Annotated in this window: 17 protein-coding genes; 13 read left to right on the top strand and 4 right to left on the bottom strand. The window is 43.1% G+C overall.

Annotated features, from left to right (window positions below):
• Positions 1-343: 343 nt before the first annotated feature.
• On the bottom strand, positions 344-1,378 hold the full coding sequence (locus tag ACLI1A_RS09220; protein WP_411408358.1) for a LacI family DNA-binding transcriptional regulator: 1,035 nt from the start codon (positions 1,376-1,378) through the stop codon (positions 344-346).
• A 639-nt stretch (positions 1,379-2,017) separates the two neighbouring features.
• On the opposite strand from ACLI1A_RS09220, the gene ACLI1A_RS09215 reads away from it, so the two are divergent.
• The 6 genes from ACLI1A_RS09215 (at position 2,018) to ACLI1A_RS09190 (ending at position 13,868) form a co-directional block, all read left to right on the top strand.
• The gene (locus ACLI1A_RS09215; protein ID WP_411408357.1) at positions 2,018-4,969 is read left to right on the top strand and encodes a SusC/RagA family TonB-linked outer membrane protein; all 2,952 of its coding nucleotides are present in this window, start codon (positions 2,018-2,020) and stop codon (positions 4,967-4,969) included.
• Positions 4,970-4,986: 17 nt separating this feature from the next.
• Complete coding sequence (locus ACLI1A_RS09210; protein WP_411408356.1) at positions 4,987-6,573, top strand: RagB/SusD family nutrient uptake outer membrane protein; 1,587 nt, start codon at positions 4,987-4,989, stop codon at positions 6,571-6,573.
• 30 nt (positions 6,574-6,603) lie between these two features.
• Entirely contained in the window at positions 6,604-7,668 is a 1,065-nt protein-coding gene (locus tag ACLI1A_RS09205; RefSeq protein ID WP_411408355.1) for a SusE domain-containing protein, read from the top strand.
• Positions 7,669-7,730: 62 nt separating this feature from the next.
• Positions 7,731-10,544, top strand: a complete 2,814-nt coding sequence (locus tag ACLI1A_RS09200) for an alpha-amylase family glycosyl hydrolase (RefSeq protein WP_411408354.1) — start codon at positions 7,731-7,733, stop codon at positions 10,542-10,544.
• Positions 10,545-10,629: 85 nt separating this feature from the next.
• Positions 10,630-13,059 carry an alpha-amylase family glycosyl hydrolase gene (locus ACLI1A_RS09195; protein WP_411408353.1) on the top strand — a complete coding sequence of 810 codons (2,430 nt, stop codon included), beginning with the start codon at positions 10,630-10,632 and terminating at the stop codon, positions 13,057-13,059.
• A gap of 347 nt (positions 13,060-13,406) precedes the next feature.
• The gene (locus ACLI1A_RS09190) at positions 13,407-13,868 is read left to right on the top strand and encodes a hypothetical protein (protein WP_411408352.1); all 462 of its coding nucleotides are present in this window, start codon (positions 13,407-13,409) and stop codon (positions 13,866-13,868) included.
• Positions 13,869-13,881: 13 nt separating this feature from the next.
• On the opposite strand, the gene ACLI1A_RS09185 is transcribed toward ACLI1A_RS09190, so the two are convergent.
• Positions 13,882-14,292, bottom strand: coding sequence for a hypothetical protein (locus ACLI1A_RS09185; protein ID WP_411408351.1), 411 nt, complete (start codon positions 14,290-14,292; stop codon positions 13,882-13,884).
• A 187-nt stretch (positions 14,293-14,479) separates the two neighbouring features.
• Between ACLI1A_RS09185 and rplM the strand changes: the two genes are divergently transcribed.
• From rplM to tsf, 4 genes are all read left to right on the top strand, one after another.
• The gene (gene rplM / locus ACLI1A_RS09180; RefSeq protein WP_411408350.1) at positions 14,480-14,935 is read left to right on the top strand and encodes a 50S ribosomal protein L13; all 456 of its coding nucleotides are present in this window, start codon (positions 14,480-14,482) and stop codon (positions 14,933-14,935) included.
• A gap of 1 nt (position 14,936) precedes the next feature.
• Positions 14,937-15,323 (top strand): 30S ribosomal protein S9, encoded by a 387-nt coding sequence (gene rpsI, locus ACLI1A_RS09175; protein ID WP_411408349.1) that lies wholly within the window; start codon positions 14,937-14,939, stop codon positions 15,321-15,323.
• Between the two features lie 171 nt (positions 15,324-15,494).
• The gene (gene rpsB / locus ACLI1A_RS09170) at positions 15,495-16,280 is read left to right on the top strand and encodes a 30S ribosomal protein S2 (protein WP_411408348.1); all 786 of its coding nucleotides are present in this window, start codon (positions 15,495-15,497) and stop codon (positions 16,278-16,280) included.
• A gap of 113 nt (positions 16,281-16,393) precedes the next feature.
• Complete coding sequence (tsf, locus tag ACLI1A_RS09165; RefSeq protein ID WP_411408347.1) at positions 16,394-17,218, top strand: translation elongation factor Ts; 825 nt, start codon at positions 16,394-16,396, stop codon at positions 17,216-17,218.
• 76 nt (positions 17,219-17,294) lie between these two features.
• Here tsf and ACLI1A_RS09160 read toward each other — a convergent pair whose 3' ends face one another.
• On the bottom strand, positions 17,295-20,639 hold the full coding sequence (locus ACLI1A_RS09160) for a T9SS type B sorting domain-containing protein (RefSeq protein WP_411408346.1): 3,345 nt from the start codon (positions 20,637-20,639) through the stop codon (positions 17,295-17,297).
• A gap of 154 nt (positions 20,640-20,793) precedes the next feature.
• Here ACLI1A_RS09160 and ACLI1A_RS09155 point away from each other — a divergent pair, with 154 nt between their 5' ends.
• Together ACLI1A_RS09155 and ACLI1A_RS09150 are read left to right on the top strand one after the other, a co-directional pair.
• Positions 20,794-21,873 (top strand): sensor histidine kinase, encoded by a 1,080-nt coding sequence (locus ACLI1A_RS09155; RefSeq protein WP_411408345.1) that lies wholly within the window; start codon positions 20,794-20,796, stop codon positions 21,871-21,873.
• Complete coding sequence (locus ACLI1A_RS09150; RefSeq protein WP_411408344.1) at positions 21,870-22,553, top strand: LytR/AlgR family response regulator transcription factor; 684 nt, start codon at positions 21,870-21,872, stop codon at positions 22,551-22,553. Before ACLI1A_RS09155 ends, ACLI1A_RS09150 begins: the two co-directional genes overlap by 4 nt.
• Positions 22,554-22,998: 445 nt before the next feature.
• Here ACLI1A_RS09150 and ACLI1A_RS09145 read toward each other — a convergent pair whose 3' ends face one another.
• Positions 22,999-23,793: a DUF2797 domain-containing protein gene (locus ACLI1A_RS09145; protein ID WP_411408343.1), complete on the bottom strand. Its 795-nt coding sequence runs from the start codon at positions 23,791-23,793 to the stop codon at positions 22,999-23,001.
• 40 nt (positions 23,794-23,833) lie between these two features.
• On the opposite strand from ACLI1A_RS09145, the gene ACLI1A_RS09140 reads away from it, so the two are divergent.
• On the top strand, positions 23,834-25,366 hold the full coding sequence (locus tag ACLI1A_RS09140; protein ID WP_411408342.1) for a GH3 auxin-responsive promoter family protein: 1,533 nt from the start codon (positions 23,834-23,836) through the stop codon (positions 25,364-25,366).
• Positions 25,367-25,393 lie beyond the last annotated feature (27 nt).

Below are 25,393 nucleotides of genomic sequence, written 5' to 3'. Positions count from 1 at the left end.
CAATTTGAAAAAACCACCCCGCCCGCCGCGGCGGGCACCCTCCAAGGAAGCTATCGTGTGGACACATCTTTGCGACTTAGCGTCTTTGCGAGGAATTTTCTACCACAAGGTGTACAAAGTTTTTCACAAAGGGCACAAAAGGCCTAAATTATGATTAATACGAACACCAAGGCTTTCCTTTGGAAAGCAAAAAAGTCCACAGAGCGATTTATGTCCACACGACAGCCAAGGGAAGGAGAAAGCTTACTCAAACCCAACAACTCTGATAGCACGGATTATAAATCCGCCTATCAAATTAATGAATATCCCATCGAATAACCGAATTACCAAATAAACGTATAACCTAATTCGTGCTTTCGCGTACTACAAGGTGGGTTTCTATGAGTTCGGTGCGGTAGTGTTCCGGTTCGGCTTCTTCCTCTTCTGTTTCTTCGGCTTCCAGCCTGTCGATGAGCAGCTTGGCAGCACGACCACCCATAACCTCACCATTTTGGCTTACGGTAGTAATGCTCGGGCTGCTGAACTGCGATATTATACCATCGGTAAATCCTATTACCGATAGGTCTTCCGGTATACGGATGCCCATTTTTGTAGCCAGTTTTATAGCGGTAACAGCAAAGAGTTCGTTTACGGCAAAAATGGCATCGGGGCGGTTATCGCGCAGCAGGGCCTCTATTTTGCTGGCGCAACCTTCTATATCCTCAATTTTTACAATCAGGTTTTCATCTATAGCCATATCATGGTCACTCAGCGCGTTAACATAGCCATCGGTACGCAGGCGGCCCACACTTACGTAGTCTACCGTAGTAATAAGCCCAATTTTTTTAAAGCCTTTACTTACAAAGAAATCTACTGCCTCATAAGCTGCAAGCTGGTCGTCTATAATTACCTTATCGCACAGCACGTCGTTTGTAACGCGATCAAACATCACCACTGGCATACCCTGGTTTATTACCTCCTGTATGTGGTGAAAGTCACGCTTTTGCTGGGTTTCCTTGCTAAGTGCCATAATAAAACCATCGGTACTGCCGGTAGCCAGCATTTCCATGTTTATTACCTCTTTGTCAAACGATTCGTTACTAAGACACACAATTACGTTATACCCGTGGTCGTTAGCCACCTGTTCTATACCGCTAATCACAGTAGCAAAAAAGTGGTGCACAATTTCAGGGATAATAATACCTATAGTCTTGGTTTTCTTATTCTTAAGACTCAGCGCTATGTTGTTTGGCTTGTAATTATACAGCTTAGCAAACGCCTGAACTTTAAGGCGGGTATCTTCTCCTATTTCGGGACTGTTTCGTAGGGATTTAGATACAGTGCTTATAGATACATCCAGTTCTTTGGCTATTTGTTTTAAGGTTACTTGTCTTTTCATCAGAAGAAAATTTATTGAGGGCGGATGAATCTTGTTTGTATGTACTTCCGCAAAAAACAAAGATATAATACATTGATAGTAAAACAGATTTTTCCCGAAAAAAGATTTAAAAGCACAACAAACCTGTGTTCATTAATATTTTAAAAACGTAATTCTAAAAGGCTCTACAAAAATGAGCACCCTTACATTGCTTCATTTAACGATAACGATTATTCATAAAACAACTTTTTAGCACAATTCTCTAAAATAGCATTCGAAAAATAAATAATATGTTTTTTGTTAAGAAAAAAATTGTAAATTTAATAACAAAGCTGTTTTAAGCTTTAAAGCCGACAGTGTTAACAATTATTAACCCGCAAAACTCTGATTTTCTATGTAGAAAAACTCCTTAAACCCAAGATTTAAAATTAAACCGACCACAAATTGTCAAAACCAAAATAAACCCCATGATATTTTTAAAAATTGACAATTAAACACCGTTAAAAGAGGGTTATTCATCGAAAGTTTTCAACACGACAACGTTGTAGTAGGGGGTGTTCAGCGAAAACGTTTTTTTGGTATGATGCTTTTAGATAATTTTAACCTTCGAAGTGATTTTATAAGCTATTTAAAAACGCAAATTTAACCTAAACAACTTGTATGAAAACTATGTATCAGAAGTTTTTATTGTTATTGCTGATGGTGCCTTTCGGGCTTTTGGCGCAGACCAAAAACCTAACAGGAACCGTACGTGATAATACCTCCGGACAGCCTCTACCCGGTGTAAATATTATAGTAGAGGGAACACAAAACGGCACTTCGACTGACATGGACGGTAAGTATACACTACCAAACGTGGCAAAAGGAAGCAAAATTGTGTTCAGCTTTATAGGATATGCGTCTCAAACCATAGACTATACAGGTCAGGCATCTTTAGACATAACCCTGTCTGAAGACGCTACACAACTAAAAGAAGTGGTAGTAATAGGTTACGGTACCACTACTAAAAAGAACAACTCGGCAGCGGTAACTACCGTAAAAGCAGAACAATTTCAAAAAGGCCCTATTGTAGGTGCAGAGCAGCTTATACAAGGCCGTGTATCTGGTGTACAGGTAACCACCGGTGGTGGTGAGCCAGGCAGCGGATCATTGGTGCGTATAAGGAGTGGTGCATCGTTAGCAGCTAACAGCGATCCTCTTTATGTAGTAGACGGTGTGCCTATTGAAGTAGGCGGTGGTGGATCTATAGGTGGCAGGAATGCACTTGCAGCCATTAATCAAAACGACATAGAGAGCATGACGATACTTAAAGATGCTGCAGCTACAGCAATTTACGGTTCGCGTGCGAGTAATGGTGTTGTTATTATTACTACTAAAAAAGGTAAGTCTGGCGAAATGAAAGTTAACTATATAGGTAACTTCCAGGCATATCAGGTAGGAAAAACTGTAGATGTGCTTAGTGCAGATCAATACAGGAACTTTGTTACCACAAACGGTACCCCTGCACAACAAGCGCTTTTAGGAACTGCTAATACTGACTGGCAAAAACAAATTTACCGTACAGCACTGGGTACAGACCACAACATTTCTGCCCAGGGTGGTAACGATAATATTGTGTACAGGGCTTCTATGGGATACACCAATATGAATGGTATCCTTAAAACCGACAATTTTCAAAGGACAACATTAGGAGCTAACGTTACAGGCAACTTCTTTGACAAGCACCTTAAAATTGAGGTAACAAACAAAAGCTCAATAATCTATAACCTTTATGCAGATAAAAGCGCAATTGGTGCCGCTGTAGCTTTTGACCCTACACAACCTGTACACCAGGACAACGCTTTCGGAAACTATTTCCAGTGGGCTACTAATGGTGCTTATGAAGTAAACGCAAGCCGCAACCCGGTAGCTTTCCTTGAGCAAAAGCACAATTATGGTAATAACTTCCGCAGCATAGGTAATGCTCAGCTTGATTATAAAATCCACGGATGGGAAGACATGAAACTTGTAGCCAACTTTGGTTACGACTATGCTTCAGGCCGTACTTATGGAGATGTGGACAGCGACTATGTTGTTACCGGCGAAGCAGGAAGCAGCTACGAAACTACACAGGACACTAAAATACAAAACATGGATTTGTATTTTAACTACAACAAGTATCTAGAGTCTATAAAAACAAACATAGAGCTAACCGGTGGTTATAACTATCAAGACTTTAAATACAGCGGCAGCGGCAGCAGCTATAGTGCAGTAAACGATATTACAAACTATTCTATACCGTACAACAACCGCCTTAACTTACAGTCTTTCTTTGGCAGGGCTACATTTACTATAGCAGACAAATACATCCTTAACGGATCGTACAGGGCAGATGCTTCGTCTCGATTTACAGACCACCCGTTTGGTTCTTTCCCTGCCGTATCCGGAGCATGGAAACTTAGCCAGGAGAATTTCCTTAAAGACAGCAAAGTTATTAGTGAACTTAAGCTGCGTGCAAGCTGGGGTATAACAGGACAGCAAGACACAGGATACCTTTATCCGGCAGCTGCACTATATTCGGTATCTACAAACACAGCAGCTTATCAAATGGGATATGATGCTGCAGGACACCCTGTATATTACACTACGTACTCTCCTACTGCTTACAACAAAGACCTTAAATGGGAACAAAGTACTACTACTAACTTTGGTGTAGACTTCTCTCTTTTCAACGGCCGATTTACAGGTACAGTAGAATACTATCAGCGTGAAACTAAAGACCTTATAGTATATGCACAAAACCCTCAGGGTGTAAACTTTTCTAACTATGCCTACTACAACATAGGTAACATGAAAAACAAAGGTTTAGAAATTATGGCCGATGTTTACCCAGTGAAAACTGACAACGTTACCTGGAGGGTTGGCGGAAACATTACATTCCAAAACTCTGAGATTACAAAACTTAACTCTCAAAGTGTACCTGGATTCCCTGGTTACAACATTGGTGGTATAAGCGGAGGTGTAGGTACTACCATACAAAACAACCAGGTAGGTTTTTGGCCAAACTCTTACTATGTGTATGAGCAGGCTTATGACGCCGATGGAAAACCGCTTGAAGGTGTATATGTAGACCGTAACAACGACGGTGTAATAAACGAAAAAGATAAATACCGTTTCCATAAGCCACAAGCTGATATATTCTATGGCTTTAATACAGACCTATCAGTAGGTAACTGGTGGTTTTCTACCAGCTTCCGTGGTACTTACGGAAACTACAACTACAATAACGTGTTTTCTAACACCGGCAACTACGCTACAGGCTTACCTACAAACGGTAATTACCTAAACAACATGCACACTAATGCCTTGGCTACTAACTTTAACAATCCGCAATACCTAAGCGATTACTACGTACAAAACGCAGCGTTCCTAAGGTGGGATAACGTAACTCTGGGTTATACATTTAAAAATGTATTTAAAGAAGGAAGCACCATGCAGCTAACAGGTGCTATACAAAACGTGCTTGTTATTACCGGATATAAAGGTATAGATCCTGAAATTGCAGGAGGTATAGACAACAACTTTTACCCAAGGCCTCGTATATATACCCTGGGCCTTAATGTAAACTTCTAAAAAAATTGTAAAAGAATATGAAAAACTTAAACATAAAACTTTTAGCAGGACTTTTTATAGCGTCGCTATCGCTTACTTCCTGTTTAAATGACCTGGATCAGTCAGACCCGGCCAGTGAGGGTATCCCTACTGTAGAAGAGCTGTACAGTGATCCGGCTGCTTACAAGCAAACCCTGGCTAAACTATATGCCGGATTTGCAACTACCGGACAGGTAGGACCTGCAGGTTCACCTGACATTGCCGGTATAGACGAAGGTTTTAGCCAGTACATAAGGGGCTTGTGGTATATGCAGGAACTTACTACTGACGAAGCCGTAATAGGCTGGAATGACCAGACTATTAAAGACTTTCATTACCAGACATGGTCGTCTAACGACAACTTTATAAACGCTACATGGAGCCGTCTTGACTTTGAGATTAAAAACTGTAACGAATTCCTTAGGCAAACCACAGACGAGAAACTAAACTCTCGTGGTGTAGATGATGCTACAAGGGCTGAGATACAGGTATATCGTGCTGAAGCTCGTTTCCTTAGGGCACTTAGCTACTGGCATTTCCTTGATTTCTTTGGTGGCCGTGTAGGGATTGTTACAGAAAACGACCCTACTTCGTATTTCCTACCGGAGCAGGCTACTGCGCAGGAATTGTTTGACTTTATTGAAAGTGAACTTTCTGAAATAGACTCTCAGCTTAAAGCTCCACGCTCTAACGAGTACCCAAGGGCAGACCAGGCAGCAGCATGGATGCTTAAGGCTAAACTGTACATGAACGCACAAGTGTATACCGGCACAGCCAAATACACTGAAGCTTTAGCTGTACTGGAAAACGTTATAAATGCAGGATACCAGCTTCATGATGATTATGATGAGTTGTTTATAGCAGACAACGACACTAACGGCGCTCAAAACGAAGTAATATTTGCAGTTGCTTTTGATGGCCTTAACACACAAACTTACGGTGGCACTACCTTCCTTGTGCATGCACCGGTGGGCGGCAGTATGAACATAGCCGAGTTTGGAATAAACGGCGGCTGGGGCGGCGTACGCACCACATCGGCCTTTGTAGGTAAGTTTGACACTAACACTTCAGATGACCGTTCAAACTTCCATACAGACGGACAATCTTTGGCGATAACAGACATTAGCAACTTTGCTGACGGTTACGGTATCAAAAAATGGAAAAACGTAACTTCTGAAGGAGTTGCAGGATCTGATGCAGCAGGAAACTTTGCAGACACAGACTTTCCTATGTTCAGGCTAGCCGATGCTTACCTTATGTATGCCGAATGTGCCCTAAGAACAGGAACACATATTTCTGAAGGTGTAGGTTATGTAAACCAGGTAAGAACGCGTTCTTTTGCAAGTACAGTAACTACCATAGACCTTGACTTCATTCTTGATGAAAGGGCTCGTGAGCTATACTGGGAAGGTCACCGCAGGACCGACCTTATTCGCTTTGGCAAATTTACAGGCGGTGCTTATGTATGGCCTTGGAAAGGCAACACGCCAAACGGAAGCCCTACAGCAAGCTACAGGAATATTTTCCCTATCCCTGCTAACGCTATGGCGGCTAACCCGCTACTTACACAAAACCCTGGCTATTAATAACTCAAAAAAAATTGTAACGCAATACTCATGAAAACTCTAAGAAACTCTATAATAGCGATATGCGCAATATTTGCGGTATCTTGTAACGTTGACGACGTAGAAAACAGGCCGGTAGTACAGGCCAATGGAGACATAACGCTTTCGGCTCCTGAGGACGGAAACGTATATGTACTAAGCCCTGACCAAATGAACAACCTTGCCGAAAGGTTTGTATGGACAGCTGGTGATTTTGGCGACGGTATTATACCTAACTACGATATTCAGATAGACTATTCTGGTGACAACTTTGATACTCCGGTAATAGTTGCTTCTACAAACAATACCACTCAGGTAGCAATAAGTCAAAACGTATTAAACAATGCGCTTCTTAGCTTAGGTGCTACTCCATTTGAGAGCGCTACCCTTCAAGTAAGGATTCGTGGTTATGTAGATTCAATAGAAATGTACAGTAACAGTGTAGAAATCTATGTAACTCCATACACTACAGAGACTCCTCGCCTATGGGTACCTGGCGGTTACCAGGCAGCAAGCGGATACGGTGCCGACTGGACTCCTGCAGATGCTCCTCAACTACTTGCTACAGGATACGGTGATACACACTTTGAAGGTTATGTATACTTTGCATCTGTAAGTGAGTTTAAATTTACTTCTCAGGCAGACTGGAATGGTACTAACTATGGTGCGGGCAGCGCAGCTAACACACTTGATGCAGCCGGTGGAAACCTTACTCCTCCTGCAGCAGGTTACTACAAAGTTGCTGCTAACACAGACCCTGCTACACTAAGCTATACACTTACTCCAGCAAGCTGGGGTATTATAGGTAGCGCTACTCCTACAGGATGGGACAGCGATACAGACATGGTGTATGACCCTGCTACTAAAAAATGGACCGTTACTATAGCCCTTACCGGTGGCCAGGAAGTTAAATTCCGCGCTAACGACGCATGGGATCTTAACTATGGTGATGACGGTGCTGATGCTTCTCTAAACGAAGGTGGTGCTAACATTGCAGTAGCTGCAACAGGTACTTACCTTGTAACACTTGACTTAAGCAGTCCGAGGGCGTATACTTACAGCCTTCAGCTTCAGTAAATATAACCTAATTTAAAGGGGCTGGCTTTTGTCAGCCCTTTTTTATCTCAAATTTCGACCTGATGAAAAAACTTACTTTAGTACTATTTTTACTATTAAGCGCTATAGGCTTTGCGCAGGTTTCTACCACGCCCAGCCCGGGCATCCCTACAGAGGCCATGACGCTTAACTTTAATAAGACAGGTACAGGCCTTGCATCGTATACCGGAACCATATATGCCCACATAGGCCTTACGGTAAATGGGCAGCAATGGCAAAACGTTATAGGTTCATGGGGAAACAACACTACCCAGCCTGCTCTTACAGCTGCGGGCGGCAGTAATTACACCCTTAACCTGGGACCAGACCTTTATACATACTTTGGTGTACCTACAAGCAGCACCATTACACAGATATGTGTAGTGTTCAGGGCAGCAGCAGGATCACCACAAACCGATGATTATTTTGTAAACGTTGGCGCGTTTCAGGTTACAATGACCAGCCCTGCCGAAAATTCTGTAACGCTTATTAACTCGGGCGCCAGCGTTAGCATTAGCGCTACAAATACAGGTGGTAATGCCAGCTACAACCTTTTGGCAAACGGCACCAGCATTAACACTAACAGCTCTACATCAAGCTACAGCTATACACACAGCAATATTACAGGCAACACCCATTACCAGCTTACCGCTACACTGGGCAGTGATGTTATTACAAAAGAATTTGACGTAATGGTAAATCCGGGCACCATAAGCGAGGCACTGCCTGCCGGTACCCGCGACGGTATAAACTACAACGCTACAGACAACACCAAAGCTATCCTTGTGCTTAATGCCCCGGGCAAGGACTTTGTTTATGTGGCAGGTAGCTTTAACGGCTACAATCCCGGCACAGCCTATGCGATGAAAAAAGACCCTGCAACGGGTAAATTCTGGCTGGAACTTACCGGTCTTACCGCAAACCAGGTATACACGTATCAGTACTGGGCAGTAGACCAAACGCCTCTTGCCAATACACAATCGCTTGTAAAGGTAGCCGACCCGTTCTCTACCCTTGTACTATCTCCTTATGACGATCCGTACATTACAGCCGACGTATACCCTAACCTTCCTGCATACCCTGCGGGACAATCTTATGAAGTATCGGTACTACAAACAGGCCAACAACCTTACAACTGGCAGGCAACAAACTTTGTACGCCCTGCTAAGGAAAACCTTATTGTATACGAAGCGCTTATCAGGGATTTTGGCAGCGATAAAACCTGGAACGGCCTTGCTGATAAAATAGCTTACTTTAAAGGATTAGCGGTTAACGCTATAGAGCTTATGCCGGTTATGGAATTTGAAGGAAACATATCGTGGGGATACAATACTGCATTCCACATGGCCCCTGATAAAGCTTACGGAACTCCGGACAGCATGAAGGCGTTTATAGACCTGTGCCACCAAAACGGCATTGCGGTAATACTGGATGTGGCACTAAACCACGTTTACGGCCGCTCACCATTGGCACGTATGTGGTGTACTGACCCTGACGGCGACGGTTTTGGCGATGCTTCAACCGAAAACCCATACTGTAATGTGGTGGCAAAACACTCGTACAGTGTAGGCACCGACCTTAACCACAGCAGTACTCTTACCCAGTACTACGTGCAGCGCACCGTAGAAGAATGGATGACAGAGTACAACATTGATGGTTTCCGTTGGGACCTTACCAAAGGTTTTACCCAAAACTGTACTGCCAGCGACGAAACCTGCACAAACGGTTATCAGGCAGACCGCGTGGCCATCCTTAAGCAATATGCCGACTACCAGTGGGCTATAGACCCTGATTTTTACGTAATCTTTGAACACCTGGGTGTAGGCGGCAGCGCTAACGAAGAAGTGGAATGGGCTAACTATCGTGTAAGCGAAGGAAAAGGTATAATGCCGTGGGGCAAGTTTAACAGCCAGTATAACCAGCTGAGCATGGGCTACCCGGACGGCAGTAACTTTAACGCCATGGACTTTGAAGTACGCGGCTATACTGCACCAAGGGTGATGGGATATGCCGAAAGCCACGATGAAGAAAGGCTTATGTACAAAAACCTTTTATACGGAGCATCATCTGGTAGTTATGATGTAAAAACATTAGCTACAGCCCTTGAAAGGCAAAAAGCCATAGGCGCAGTATTGTTTACCATACCGGGGCCTAAAATGCTATGGCAGTTTGGCGAGCTTGGATATGACTACGGTGTTAACTATTGCGAAAACGGCACCTACAGCAGTGACTGCCGCACAAACCCTAAGCCTATACCATCTGAAATAGGATATACTACTAATGATTCGCGTACGGCTATATACGATGTATGGTCGCAAATCATAGACCTTAGGCTGCATAACGAAGTGTTTAACACCACTACATTTACCATAGCATCGGGTACGCTTACACCAAGGATAGACGTATGGAACAACAATCTTACTGAAAATGACCTTAAAGCAGTAGTTGTCCTGGCCAACTTCAGTACAAGTGCACAAACCGTAAACACATCGTTTTCTATAAGCGGTGACTGGTACAACCTTATGGACGGTACCACAATAAGCAGTACGGTAACTACTGTTACCCTGCAACCGGGCGAGTTCAGGATATACGGCAACAAGCCTGCAAACCTGGGCACAGGTACTGTAAAAGCTGCTTCGGCAGTACTGTACCCTAACCCGGCTACAAATAGTTTTTACTTAAGCACTCCGGTAAACCACGCCGAGGTATATGCCCTAACCGGCCAGCTGGTAAAAAGCTACGGATCTAACACAAACGGAACCGGCTTTGACATTAGCGGACTTAGCAAAGGGATTTACCTTGTAAAAGTTACCGACACCACCAACCGCACCAGTACTATGAAACTCGTAAAAGAATAATAGTTTTTGTGTTAGTTAAATAAGTTTAAGTTAGGCATAGGGCTTCCTTTTAAACAGGGAAGCCTTTGCTTTAAATCCACAATGAATGAAGAAGAAGGCATTTCCCCAAAACATTTTTATTGCCCTGATGCTGTTGCTTGCAGGCTTTGGTTACAGCCAAACCACCAGTGTACAGTTTCAGGTAAACATGAATTACCAGGTAACCCTGGGCAACTTTAACCCCGCCACGCAAACCGTAGACGTTGCCGGCACATTTAATAACTGGGGCAGCCCCACAACGGTACTTAGCGATACCGATGGCGATGGTATTTACACCACTACCCTAACCCTTACCGTAGGCACTACCTATCAGTTTAAAACCCGTATTAACGCACAGTGGAACGGCACTGAGGAATTTTCGGGTGGTGGGCCAAACCGCAGCTATACCGCTGTGGAAAACGGTGTGCTAAGCTACTGGTACAACGACCAGCTTCCGCCGGATTTGCTGGACGTAAACATCAGCGCATCGGCACTTATAATACAGCCAGGCCAAAGCATACAGTTTACCGATGCTTCTGCCGGAACCCCGGTATCTTGGCAATGGTCGTTCCCGGGAGGAACACCTGCCACTTCTACAGACCAAAACCCGCAGGTGAGCTATGCGGCTGAAGGCAATTACAGCATAACCCTTACCGTAACCAATGCGGGAGGTGAATCGGCTACGGAAACATTTACAGACTACATACGTGTGGATGCCATGCAAACGCACTGGTGGAACGACCGCGTATTTTACGAAATATTTGTTCGCAGCTTTAAAGACAGTAACAACGACGGCAAGGGCGACATACAGGGGCTTATAAGCAAACTGGATTACCTTAACGACGGCAACCCGAATACGACTACAGACCTTGGTGTAACCGGCATATGGCTGATGCCGATAATGCCTTCGCCAAGCTACCACGGCTACGATATTACAAACTATCTGGGTATAGAAGAAGATTACGGCACCGCTGCCGATTTTACCGAACTTATCAATGCCTGCCACGCGCGCGGCATTAAGGTAATTATAGATATGGTAATGAACCATACCAGCAGCCAGCATCCGTGGTTTGTAGCCTCGGCTTCGAGCACTACAAACGATAAGCGCGACTGGTATATTTGGAACGACACGGATCCCGGTACCGCAGGACCTTTTGACACTTACCCATGGAACCTGCTAAACGGCGATTACTACTACGGTGCATTTTACAGCGGTATGCCCGACCTGAACTACTACAACCCCGAGGTACATACCGAAATGGAAAACATAGCATCGTACTGGCTTACTGATATGAATGTAGACGGTTTCAGGCTGGATGCCGTGCGCTACCTGTACGAAAGTCCGGGTGTGGTAGAAGACGATCCTCAAACTGTAGCCTACTGGCAACAATACCGCCAGTACTACAAATCGATAAAACCAGATGCTTTTGCAGTGGGCGAGGCTTGGGATATTACTTCGGTAGCCAAGCAATACACAAATAACAACGGACTCGACTATTGCTTTGAATTTGAACTGGCAGACAGCATCATCAACGGGCTGAACAGCACTAACGCATCTGACCTTATAAGCCAGATGAACGAGGTAATAACAAGCTATCCGTTTCAGCAATGGGGTACGTTCCTTACCAATCATGATGGCGACCGTACCATGAGCCGCCTGGGCAGCAGCACCGATAAGGCTAAAGCAGCTGCTACCATGCTGCTTACCCTGCCGGGTATACCTTATATATATTATGGTGAAGAAATAGGCATGACAGGGGTAAAACCTGATGAGAACATACGTACCCCCATGCAGTGGAGTAACACATCGGGGGGTGGGTTTACAAACGCAAATCCGTGGTACGCCATAAATGGCGACCTGCCTACTAAAAACGTAACCCTACAACAGGCTACAACAGGGTCGTTATGGCAGCACTACCGTAACCTTATAGCACTTCGCAACAACGAAGTAGCATTAAGGCAGGGTACTTACCTACCGGTAGCCAGCAACAACACAGGCATATTTGCTTACATACGCCAGTACCAAAACCAAAACATACTGGTAGTAGTAAACCTGAACAGCAGCACCGTAACCGATGCTACTGTTACGCTGGTAAACGGAAACATTACCCCGGGTAACTATACCATGACCGAACTGCTGGGTGGCAGCAGTCTTGACGTAACTGTTACTGCCGATGGTGGCTTTGCCGGACTGAACCCGGGCAGCATAGCAGCTAAAGGCTATAAAGTGTACAAGCTAACAGGTATACTGGGTACCGAAACGCTAAACAAAAACAGCGTAGTGCTGTACCCTAACCCTGCGGTAACAAGCTTTAGGGTGAATGTGGCAGCCGCTACTATAGAAATATACAACACCGCAGGCCAAAAGGTGAAAACCAAAAACAATGTAGCCGAGGGCGAAGCTGTAGACATAGCTTCGCTTGCCAAAGGGCTATACGTTGTAAAAGTAACCGGCACAAACGGCCGCAAACAGACGATAAAACTTCTGAAACAATAGTTTGGGTTAAATGATTGTTTCAACCACGAGGGGCTCCTGATAACAGGAGCCCCTTATTTTTTAGTTTCAATTCGCTGTTCTCATAAAAAAGCTGTTTAGCAAAGTTAAAACGGTATTTAGAATGCGCCTTCAACACGAGAACCCAAAGCTGGATGAACGTTAACCTGCATGTTCAGCGGCCTCACACCGAAGGTGTAATCTTTTTCTTTGAGTATCCCTGCGCTCGCTCTGCGAGTCTCTGTGTTACAAAATCTCCACAACCACCAAACTTATGAATGTTAGGGTAATGCTAAACCATTGGCGCGAAAAATGGTACCGTGCTATCTTTACAAAAATGATGGTTGAATATGAAAAAGCTACTGATACTACTCCCGCTGGCATTGCTGTTTGTAATGTGTAAAAGCAAAACCACCGCCAAGGCTACGCCTAAAGACTACATTATATATAGTGACAACTTTAAAGGCGCTACCGATGCACAAAAAAATAATTTTTTGAAAGGGCTGGATGCTACTGATGAAAACTACTCGGTGCTGATGCTAACCAAAAACTTTATAGGTGCAGAGATTACAGTAACTACAGACGGTAAGCAGGTGTACAAAGGCTACCCTATTTCAGACAAAAAACTGGGGCTGGCAGAAACCATACGCATCAGCAATACTGCCGATACCGAGGTATACGACTCCTACACCAAACAAAAAATGGTGCTGGAGCAAAAGGACACCAAAAAATATAAGTTTATATACATGGCACGCAGCGGTGCTAAGCAGGTGCCTTTTAAGGTGATGTATAGTAATAAGCTGAGGAAGTAAACCTGTTCAAATTTCAATCATTAGCAAATAGGCTATCGAGATGCTTTTTTACATCTTCAGCATATATAATAATTGTAGTATCTTTTTTTATGATATGGAAATCACTCGTGTTCTTTAATTTAAAAATAGAGTCTCCCACACTTATTTTATCCCACATAGGCTGAATTGGATAATATTTATGACGATAAACTTTAAAAAAGGGATTATTCCTGTTTGCAGAATCTAATGCTTTTTCATTTACCACGCCAATGATTTCTTCTTTTTTAAAATTGTCAACGAATTGCTCAATCATTTTTGGCTCACTGCTCATAAACATCATATAAAAGAAGAATGGAACAAAAAATACAACTGCACAGATTGCCTTCACTTCAGCACGCTCAAAAAATGACTCCTCTTCTGTATTATCTAAAAAATTGACTGGCATCGGTTTTTTTGTAAAGTTAGAAAACAAAACAATTCTAATTGCAGCAAATATATATCTCCTTACCTGTCATTTCATTAAAAACATCTTGTCAGTAAATCTTTTTACAACATATTTGTATTTCACATAAATAATTGTACTTTTGCACTCCCTTTATTGGGGATGGAATGTTTAATTAAAATAATTTACTGTGAACACATTAAGCTACAAAACAGTTTCGGCAAACAAAGCCACTGCACAAAAAGAGTGGATAGTTGTTGACGCTGAAGGGCATAATCTGGGACGTTTTGCTTCAAAAGTTGCGATGCTTTTAAGGGGCAAATACAAAACAAATTATACTCCGCACGTGGACTGTGGCGATAACGTAATTGTTATCAACGCAGACAAAATCAACCTTACAGGTAACAAACTTGACGACAAGACTTACATCCGTCACACTGGTTACCCTGGAGGTCAAAGGACGCTTACTGCAAAGAATGTAATGGCTAAGAACCCTGCTATCCTTGTAGAAAAAGCTGTTAAGGGAATGCTGCCTAAGAACAAACTTGGCGCTCAGCTTTTCCGTAACCTGAATGTATATGTAGGACCTGACCACAAACATGCTGCTCAGACTCCTAAAACCGTTAACTTAAACGACCTAAAGTAAGATGGCGACAATTCACAAAATTGGCAGGAGGAAAACTGCTGTTGCCCGTGTTTACCTAACCGCAGGTTCAGGAAAAATCACGGTTAACAAAAAAGATCTTGAGGTATACTTCCCTACCGCTACACTACAATACAAAGTGCGTCAGCCACTTTCTATGACTAACAACGTAGAAAACTTTGACGTAAAAGTAAACGTATATGGTGGTGGTGTTACAGGACAAGCTGAAGCTGTACGTATGGCTATCGCTCGCGCAATGTGCGAAGTTGATGCTGAAAACAGGCTTGTGCTTAAACCAGAAGGACTACTTACAAGGGATCCACGTATGGTAGAACGTAAGAAATTCGGCCAGAAGAAAGCCCGTAAGAGATTCCAGTTCTCTAAACGTTAATATTATCCGCATCCTGAAATTGATCAGGATATTGATTATTGATTTAAAAAAGAAACCATGTTGTTGTTGCCCCGCTGAGGCGAGGGGTTAGTTTAGCATCTAAATGGGCAAGGCCGTACATACGCCACTTACCCATTGCGCTTACTCAACAGAACGTAAACTATTACAAAAATGGCAAACAAAGTAGATGTAAAAGAATTACTGGAAGCAGGTGTTCACTTTGGACACATGACCAGGAAATGGGACCCTAACATGGCCCCTTATATATACATGGAGCGTAATGGCATACACATTATCAACCTGTATAAAACTGCAGCTAAAATTGATGAGGCTAACGAAGCCCTTAAGAAAATTGCTGCTTCTGGCCGAAAAATCCTTTTCGTAGCCACAAAAAAACAAGCTAAAGACATCGTAGCTGAAAAAGCTACAACTGCTAACATGCCATTCATCACCGAAAGGTGGCCAGGTGGTATGCTTACTAACTTCGTTACTATCCGTAAAGCTGTTAAGAAAATGGCTTCTATCGATAAAATGAAGAAAGACGGTACATTCAACACTCTTTCTAAAAAAGAGCGTCTGCAAGTAGATCGTCTACGTGCTAAGCTTGAGAAAAACCTTGGTTCTATTGCAGACATGACAAGGCTTCCTGCCGCTCTGTTTGTTGTAGACATTAAGGCTGAACACATCGCAGTAAAAGAAGCTCAAAAATTAAACATTCCGGTTTTCGCAATGGTTGATACCAACTCTGACCCACGTCAGGTTGATTATGTAATCCCTGCAAATGATGACGCTTCTAAATCAATAGAAAAAGTACTTTCTCTGGTAACTGGTGCTATCGTTGAAGGTCTTGCTGACCGCAAGTCTGACAAAGAAGACCTACAGGACCTTCCTGCAGCTGAAACTGCAAACGAAGAAACTGTAGTAGCTGAGGCTCCTGCAACTACTTCAGAAGAGTAAAAATTAACATTACAATAAAGCCGTTGTGCGGGGTAGTGTTTACTTTTGTGGCATTATCTGTATAACGGCTTTAATTTTTTTAACAAAACATCAAATAAAAAACAACATACAAAATGGCAAATATTACTGCTGCAGACGTAAATAAACTACGCCAGACTACCGGTGCCGGTATGATGGACTGCAAAAAAGCACTTGTAGAAGCTGAAGGCGATTTTGAAAAAGCAATTGAAATCCTTCGTAAAAAAGGACAAAAAGTTGCTGCTAACAGGGCTGACCGCGAATCTACCGAAGGTGCTGTTATCGCTGTTGTAAACGCAGACAAAACTTCAGGTGTGGTTATTTCACTAAACTGTGAAACTGACTTCGTAGGTAAAAACGAATCTTTCCTTAAACTGGCTAACGATTTTGCTGCCCTTGCACTTGAAAGCGCTTCTCTTGAAGATCTTCTTGCTAAGCCATACGAAGGTATCACTGTAGGTGAAAAACTTACTGAACAAACAGGTGTTATCGGTGAGAAAATAGAAATCGGTGCTTTCGAAAAACTTGAAGGTGCTTTTGTAGGTTCTTACATCCACGCAGGTAACCGTATCGCTACTCTTGTAAGCCTTTCTGCTAACGTAGAAGGTGCTGAAGAAGCTGCACGTAACGTAGCTATGCAGGCTGCTGCTATGGCTCCACTTGCACTTAACGAAGAAGGTGTAGACGCTGCTGTTGTAGAAAAAGAAATAGAAATCGCTAAAGATCAACTTCGTCAGGAAGGTAAGCCAGAAGCTATGCTTGAAAACATTGCTAAAGGTAAACTTGGCCGTTTCTTTAAAGATAACACTCTTGTAAACCAGGATTACATTAAAGACAGCAAACTAAGCGTAAGCCAGTATGTTAAGTCTGTAGATGCTTCTCTTATCGTTACAGGTTTTAAAAGGGTTGCTCTTGCTTAATTAGCACACTCTTTTATATCATATAAAACGCCCCATTCGGGGCGTTTGTGTTTTATATACTATTATCATTTAGAGTCTATCGCACCAGGCTAAAGTGTCCGCGTATGGTACGCCCGTCGGTCAGGTTCAGCAAATACCAGTAATCAGTAGACGGCACATGAGCACCATTATAAGTACCATCCCACTTTTGCGTAGGCGTAAGCGAAACCAACAGCTTTCCATAACGATCAAAAATATACACCATACTGCCTGTATAATTTTGCCCTGAAAGCCCAGGTATATACCATTCGTCATGGGTACCATCTCCATTTGGAGTAAAGTAATTGGGTATATCCAGCACCCCCACCCTTTTATCAATAATACCACACCCCTTTGTATCATACACATAAATGGTATGCACACCTCCTGATACATTCTGAAAATACGATTCTTCCTGCCACGGCCCATTAGGGCTGTCAAGACTGTACAAATAGGTAGTTTGTACCCCGCCCAATGGTGTAGCTACTATAGTTATGGTGTTATTATCTTTTAAGTCCTCTACCTCAACGGTATTAATTAGAGCAATATTACTCGCCGTTACTGTAAAGGTGCGCACTTTTTGGCACCCTGTATCCACATCGGTTACCGTTACTGTATAGGTACCCGGCATATTTACCTGAATAAAATTCGTGGTTTGCCCGGTACTCCACAAATAACTGTAATAATTACCTGCAACACCCGATTCCAGTATAATATAATCACCGGTATTAAGACAAACCAAACCAGCGCCCGTAGCCTCTATAGGCGGCAGCGAATGTAATATAAGCTGTATAGGCGCTATAGCCAGGCAGGCATTATTATTCTCTATACGCGCAAAAACAGTTTGACCTCCCAGCACCGTATTAGTAAATGCAGAAGCTATCCTGTTTTGCTCTAAAAGCGCATCGTTTTCCGTTAAATAATACAACACACTATTTACACCATTTTCATATCCCGCTGCTGCCAGGTTAAACTCAGCGTAGCCATCTTCCGCCCCGTCATCATCACATTCTTCAAGGGTAACAAGCGGATACTGGGTAGTATTTACATTCAATGTAAGCTGCGATACCCTGTAACATCCCGTAAGAGTATTTTCGGCACGTACGGCTATTTGTTCACTATATGCAACGATATTTGTATACGCGGCCGGCAGCGGATTAGTAGCTGCATCAGCATCGGCGGCTGTAGCATAATAACTCACAACCACATTGTTATTATTAGGACTTACAAACAACCCATCGGCCTGAGTAAGATTAAACTGGGTAATACCATCGGGGTTAATTTGTGGGTCGCATTGTTCCAGTACAGCGTTAAATGCAATAGGTGGTAATGGCTGTACTAACAAAGTAATAGGTACCACATAAAAACAGGCGGGATTTGCTACACTTTGTAACCTAAAGTACACAACAGTATCGGCAGTAGAAAAAGTTGCCGGCAGCGGGTTTTGCTGCGCATTGGCATTAATGCCATTAGCATACCAGTTTACCGTAAAACCACTACCCACGCCTAAACCTGTGGTAACCTCGCTAAGGGTAAAAGCATACATACCATTTGTGTTACTGCCGTCGGCATCCGTATCGCATACCGCGTAAGTATCTGAAGAAAGGCTGGGGCCTTCTGACACTATTAGGTTAAACGAACTTGTGGCAAAACAACTTGTATTACTGTTATTAACTACGCGCACATAAATAGTTTGCGGGTTTGTAGCATTAGTATAATCATTAACATTTAGCGGATTGTGGTTAGTGTCGGCATCTTCCTGCGATGCGTAATAATACACTGTGTAATCGGCAGCGCTTTGGCCACCTCTTACTGCTGCGCTATTATTACCTAACGTAAAGCTCATTTGCCCGGAATCGTCAACGCCGCAAAGCACCATGTCAGGAGGCGTATTAGCCACCGGAGGCGCCGTAACATTAACGCTGGAAGTAACTACATCTGTTCCGTCATTATGAGTTATGGTAGCGGTTACACTATATACACCCGAAGCGGCATACTGATGCTGTGGAGCTTCTTCAGTAGATGTAGCACCATCGCCAAAATCCCAAACCACAGAATTAAACACTTTATTTACGTATAACTGAAATTGTGTAGGCTGCCCCAAACAGGTTGCCGTGGCTACAATACGCGCCGAAAAAATAGACGTTATAAATGGTGGAAGCCCAAACACTGCTATAGACCCCACGGGGAGACTCACTCCGTTACTTATATAGTTACAGTCAGCACCATCATTTTCGGGGTTATTTATAACGTCGAGCGTGTTTTGTCCGTTTACTGCCTTATAAATTTTACCGTTAGGCCCCAGCTGTAATGTAGTACTGGTATTTCCACTCGCTATCTGTATGCCAGACGAGCCTATATCAATACTTTCCAGGTTATATTGCCACACAGAAGCATCACTCTGGGCATCCTGAAGGGAAACATATAGCTTCTTTTCTTGTGCAGAGAATTCAATTCCATACGGACGAACATCCTGTACAATCAAATCAGCATTAGAAAGCTGCCCGGTAGCATCATCAAAATCATAAAGGTAAACAGCTCCGTTATTTTCAGTTCCACCCGCTACAAATCCTCTTTGCTGATGCGCTATCGCAATGTATTTACCCGTAGGCGAAGCTTTAATACAGCCTATAGCATTTCGCCTGTATCCTGCAGTGGAAACAGTGGGTAAAATGGTTGTTATTACAGGAGTGGCATTTACCCCGTTTTCATCTACCGCAAAAGCATAAAACTGGTTTATAAAATGAGTTACCACCCAGTAACCGGTATCGGCACTGTTTTTAACGGCTGTAACTTTTTCGGAGCACCGATATTTTATTTGTTCTGTATCCAAAGGATCATAGGTAAGCAGCGGCACATTTCGGGTAATAACATCGCCTATACTGCCATTAGCACCAACTACAGACAAGTCTATTATAGAGTAGTTAAAACCATTATTAAAACCATCGTCAGCTTCAGGTATAGACTGCTGCCCATTAGGCTCATCATACACCCCGGTATACACATCGGGGTAAACGGCAGCATTTTGATGATGTGGCTCATCTACGGTAAAAACATAATAAATATTGGGATTATTCTTTTTAGGGATGATAATTGCCGACTGTGTACTCGATGGGTCACCAAACAGGCCGGTTCCCCCCATATAATTACCATTAGGCATTATTACATGGTTACGATCCCACACGGTACGCCCATCAGTATAAAAAAGCAGGTTCCCATCGGCATCACTCATAGAGCTACAGCCTTCATTAGTACTCATTTGTCCTCCTGCCAATGCCGATACCGTGCCGTCATCGTTAAAATGCACACCTGCATTCCAGCCGAAAAACCAGTTATTCGCCTCTTTTTGCGCAAAAAGAGGCAATACAAATAATAGTACGGCTATAAAGGTAATTTTCTTCAACGATGACAAATTGTAAATCTATCAAAAATAACACATTTAGCCCTGAAATGTGTTTATCATCACAAAAATATTAACCTATAAAAATAACTGCTTTACCGCAAAACACATTATTTTTTCACACTAAATACTACCTTTACATAAGTTGAGCAATAAAATGGCTAAGAAATATCAAAACTTCATACTGCATCTGTTAGGATGCCTTCTTTTTTTAAGTATCCCCGTGCTGCTCTCTCCAGACCTGCACAGTAATGGGGGCATCATTAATATGGCGCCATTCCGAAGAAGTTTTCTTACCCAGATTTTACTCTTAGGTTTTTTCTATGCTAATTATGCCTACCTGATACCGCAATTATATTTTACACGTAAGTATGTGCTTTTTTTCTTGATACTTGCCATAGCGCTCGCAATCATTTCATGGCTGCCTGATATATTAGTCCCCGAAGCACGTGAGCAAATGCACAATATGTTTAGGCCCCGCCCAGACAATTTGCCTCCGGGCATGCCGCCACCGGGTGATAACCGCTTTTTTAACCCTGGCCCTGAGAGAAGGTTTTTCAGGCCATTTTTCTTCGGAGGGTCATTGCAGTTTTTCCTCGCACTTTCATTGTCGTTTCTGCTTAGGGTAAACAAGCGCCTGGCCGACATAGAAAGCGAAAAGCTTAAAACGGAGGTAAGCTATCTTCGCGCGCAAATAAATCCGCATTTCCTGTTCAACACCCTAAACAGCCTGTATGCACTGGCGCTTGAAAAGAGCGATAATGCAGCCGAAGCCATCTTAAAATTATCGGGCATGATGCGCTATGTAGTTACCGAAAGCAGCCGCGAACACGTAGCCCTGCAAAGTGAAATAAATTACATAAAAAACTACATAAGCCTGCAGCAGCTTCGTATGGATGAAAATACTACCTTTAGCCTAAAGGTTCGGGGTGATGCTACAGGAAAGCAAATATCGCCACTGCTGCTGATTCCGTTTATAGAAAATGCCTTTAAATATGGGTTAAACCCCGAAAAGGAAGCTGTTATAGAAATTGCGATTGACATAGATGAAAACCAGTTGGCATTATACGTGAAAAACAATAAGGTAAACGTAAATATACCGGAAGAAGAAAGCAGCGGGCACGGACTGGAAAACACCCGGAAAAGACTGCAATTCCTTTACCCGGACAAGCATAGCCTCACAATACACGACAACCCCGATACATTTGAAGTAAAACTTATATTACTACTGGTATGATAAAAGCCATAGCCATAGACGACGAACCGTTAGCACTAAAGGTAATAAGCCATTTTTGCAGTAATGTAGACTACATAGAGCTTTGTAAAACCTTTACAAAGACTGACGAAGCACTGGCCTACCTGGAAAAAAACCAGATAGACCTGCTCTTCCTGGACATACAAATGCCCGGCAGGAACGGCCTTGATTTTTACAAGATGCTTAAACCGGAAACCATGGTTATTTTCACCACAGCATATAGTGAATATGCCGTGGAAGGCTTTAACGTAAATGCCATAGATTACCTACTGAAACCTTTTTCGCAAGAACGTTTTATTACCGCAACAGATAAAGCCAGTAAAGAATACCGTAACCGCAAAGAAAGCAAAGGAGCCGACAACCACCTGCTGCTACGTGCCGATTACAAACTGCACCGTATAGGCTATGAAGACATATTGCTTATAGAAGGACTGGACGATTATATACGTGTACATATAAAAGGTAAAAGCCCCATAACAGCCCGAATGTCTATGAAGGCAATAATGGAAAAGCTGCCTCAGCCTGATTTTTTAAGGGTGCACCGCTCGTACATAATACCGATGAACAAAGTAAAAAGCCTGTACAACAAAACCATACAAATTGAGGATTTTGTAATACCCGTGGGCGACACCTATAAAGAAACAGTATCTAAATACTTTTAATTAGGTACTGCATTTACAATATGGCTTTTTGTTTTAAACTAAAAAAGCCGAAAACACTTCTGTTTTATTTAACTGAAGGTTTAAATTTTTGGTAATACACATAGGGCTGCCATTATGGGCAGCCCTATTTATTTTATTTTATTTTGTTTCAAAAGATGTCTCCACTTGCTCCGTCAGTTCGAAAGAAGCTCTCGTGTCACTACGCTTCAATTAACATTGAAGAGATAAGAACTCTACGAACTCTTTAATATTCCGCAGGAATACTTTGAGAACTTAAAAAAGCATTAATAAAACTTTGAGAAACTTCGCGCTTCCTTCGGGTAACAACCTCTCTGTGTGCCCCTGCCCCTCCTCCGAGAAACTCTGTGTTACAATTTTGCACAAATCCGCCAAGACAAAAAGGAGAGATGTCCCTGCCTCACTTCAGCAATATTCAAGAGCGGATTTAAACCGTAATTCTTACTGTAAAACCCTCATAACTGCGCACATTCAGTACAGTACCGTCTTCAAATATTAAGTACTGCCCTTTTATACCGGTAAGCATACCGCTGTAATTTGGCGTGGTACTTAGGTTAAGGCTGCTTATTTTTTTAGGATACTGTAATACCGGATAATTTAAGATATATAAATGCTCGGGAGTGGTTTCAAAAAACTCCGTGGTTTCTGCAGGCAGTAGGCTCTGGGCACTGTTTCGCATAGCTACCAGGTCGAATTGTGTTACCTCGTTCGTTAACATCTTCTTCCAGTTTATCTTATCCGAATAATGATCTTTCAGCGCCACTTCGGTAATCCCTGCCAAATAGCGGTTAGGCACCTCCACAAGCGGTATAGCAGCACTGGCTCCCTGGTCTATCCATCGGGTGGGCACCTGTGTTTTTCGGGTTACCCCTACCTTCATATCGCTACTGCAAGCCAGGTATACTACATGTGGCTGTAGCTGCACGCGGCTTTCGTACTCCAGGTCGCGGTCGGCTACCCCCAGGTGGGCAGTACTCAGCTCAGGGCGCATAATCCAGTCGCCCACCGCCGGGCTGCTATAAAAACAATCATAACAAAAACCCTGACGCCATATTTTTTTCTTTTTACCACAATTAAGACACTGATAACCTGTAAAATTGATTTCAAAAGACTGCCCCAGCAGCTGGTTCATGTGTATAAAACTATCATTAAAAACCAGGTAGTACTGTATAGGACTGCCCGGCTCGGTTTGCATTTTTGTGAGTACGCCTTCGTATTGCATGGAAAAATTTACTATTTTTAAGGCAATAAAGATATAAAATATGGCATTGCCAATTATAAACTCTATTGCATCGTGGATCCTTAAAAAGCGTATACACGACATGGAGCTATTCCTGAAGTACCCCAATGAAGTGCAGGAAGAACTGCTTCATAACCTTTTAGACACTGCAAAAGACACCCTGCTGGGTATAAAATACGACTTTGCATCCATAAACAGTTACCGCGCCTTTGCCGAAAGGGTTCCCGTAAGCACTTACGAAGACCTGGAGCCGCTTATAGAGCAAACCCGCCGTGGCGAACAAAATGTATTTTGGCCCACTGCCATAAAATGGTTTGCCAAGAGTAGCGGTACCACAAACGCTAAGAGCAAGTTTATACCCGTAAGCCCCGAGGCGCTTGAAGACTGCCACTACAAGGCCGGAAAAGATATGCTATGCCTGTACCTGAACAACAACGAGGAATCGCAATTGTTTACCGGAAAAAGCCTGCGCCTGGGCGGCAGCAAGCAGCTGTATGAAGACAACAACAGCATTTTTGGAGACCTGTCGGCCATACTGATAGACAATATGCCGTTTTGGGCAGAGTTTAGCAGCACACCGAGTAACAAAACATCGCTTATGGGCGAATGGGAAACCAAGCTGACCGCCATAGTAAACGAAACTATAAACGAAAACGTAACCAGCTTTGCCGGTGTACCCAGCTGGATGATGGTGTTACTAAACCGTATTATGGAAACCACAGGCAAGGAAAACCTGCTGGAAGTATGGCCAAACCTTGAGGTGTACTTTCATGGTGGGGTAAGCTTTGAACCGTACCGTTCGCAGTACCAAAACATCATTCCGAAAGGAGATTTTAAATACTACGAAATATACAACGCATCCGAAGGGTTCTTTGCCATACAGGACAGCAACTACAGCAACGACCTGTTACTAATGCTGGATTACGGCATCTTCTACGAGTTTATACCAATGGACACCTTTGGTACAGACAGGCAACGCGTAATTCCGCTTAGTGAGGTTGAAATGAACAAAAACTACGCTGTGGTAATTACTACCAATGCCGGACTGTGGCGATACATGGTAGGCGACACCGTACGCTTTACCAGTCTTAGCCCGTATCGGATACGCATTACAGGGCGCACCAAGCACTATATTAATGTGTTTGGCGAAGAGCTTATGGTAGAAAACACCGATAAAGCCTTGGCCAAAGCCTGTGAACAAACCGGTGCCGAAGTACGGGACTATACCGTAGCCCCAATTTTTATGGAAGGTAAAGAAAAAGGCGCCCACGAATGGATTATAGAGTTTAAGGCTCAACCTGAAAACACTGAAGCTTTCAGGAATGCACTGGATCTTGCCTTACAAAGTGTAAACAGCGACTATGAGGCCAAGCGCTACAACAATATGACCCTAAATAAACTGGTACTAAATGTAGCCCGCCCTAAGCTTTTTTACGACTGGCTTAAAGAACAGGACAAACTGGGTGGCCAGCACAAAATACCACGCCTTAGTAACGAGCGCAACTATCTGGAACAGCTAAAAGCACTACAGGTAGAAGACAGTAGTATGGCTTAAAAATTTAACACTATAACCAACAGCCAT

Origin of the sequence: Flavobacterium sp. RHBU_3 (assembly GCF_046613565.1) — a bacterium.
Taxonomy (GTDB): Bacteria; Bacteroidota; Bacteroidia; order Flavobacteriales; family Flavobacteriaceae; genus Flavobacterium.
Note: the sequence above shows the minus strand (reverse complement) of the source record. Positions and strands in the feature narration are given on the sequence as shown.

Bases quoted from the DNA above. Each gene is read 5' to 3' on its own strand.
- ACLI1A_RS09220 (WP_411408358.1), bottom strand. From the start codon at position 1,378: ATGAAAAGACAAGTAACCTTAAAACAAATAGCCAAAGAACTGGATGTA.
- ACLI1A_RS09215 (WP_411408357.1), top strand. From the start codon at position 2,018: ATGAAAACTATGTATCAGAAGTTTTTATTGTTATTGCTGATGGTGCCT.
- ACLI1A_RS09210 (WP_411408356.1), top strand. From the start codon at position 4,987: ATGAAAAACTTAAACATAAAACTTTTAGCAGGACTTTTTATAGCGTCG.
- ACLI1A_RS09205 (WP_411408355.1), top strand. From the start codon at position 6,604: ATGAAAACTCTAAGAAACTCTATAATAGCGATATGCGCAATATTTGCG.
- ACLI1A_RS09200 (WP_411408354.1), top strand. From the start codon at position 7,731: ATGAAAAAACTTACTTTAGTACTATTTTTACTATTAAGCGCTATAGGC.
- ACLI1A_RS09195 (WP_411408353.1), top strand. From the start codon at position 10,630: ATGAAGAAGAAGGCATTTCCCCAAAACATTTTTATTGCCCTGATGCTG.
- ACLI1A_RS09190 (WP_411408352.1), top strand. From the start codon at position 13,407: ATGAAAAAGCTACTGATACTACTCCCGCTGGCATTGCTGTTTGTAATG.
- ACLI1A_RS09185 (WP_411408351.1), bottom strand. From the start codon at position 14,292: ATGCCAGTCAATTTTTTAGATAATACAGAAGAGGAGTCATTTTTTGAG.
- rpsI (WP_411408349.1), top strand. From the start codon at position 14,937: ATGGCGACAATTCACAAAATTGGCAGGAGGAAAACTGCTGTTGCCCGT.
- rpsB (WP_411408348.1), top strand. From the start codon at position 15,495: ATGGCAAACAAAGTAGATGTAAAAGAATTACTGGAAGCAGGTGTTCAC.
- tsf (WP_411408347.1), top strand. From the start codon at position 16,394: ATGGCAAATATTACTGCTGCAGACGTAAATAAACTACGCCAGACTACC.
- ACLI1A_RS09155 (WP_411408345.1), top strand. From the start codon at position 20,794: ATGGCTAAGAAATATCAAAACTTCATACTGCATCTGTTAGGATGCCTT.
- ACLI1A_RS09150 (WP_411408344.1), top strand. From the start codon at position 21,870: ATGATAAAAGCCATAGCCATAGACGACGAACCGTTAGCACTAAAGGTA.
- ACLI1A_RS09145 (WP_411408343.1), bottom strand. From the start codon at position 23,793: ATGCAATACGAAGGCGTACTCACAAAAATGCAAACCGAGCCGGGCAGT.
- ACLI1A_RS09140 (WP_411408342.1), top strand. From the start codon at position 23,834: ATGGCATTGCCAATTATAAACTCTATTGCATCGTGGATCCTTAAAAAG.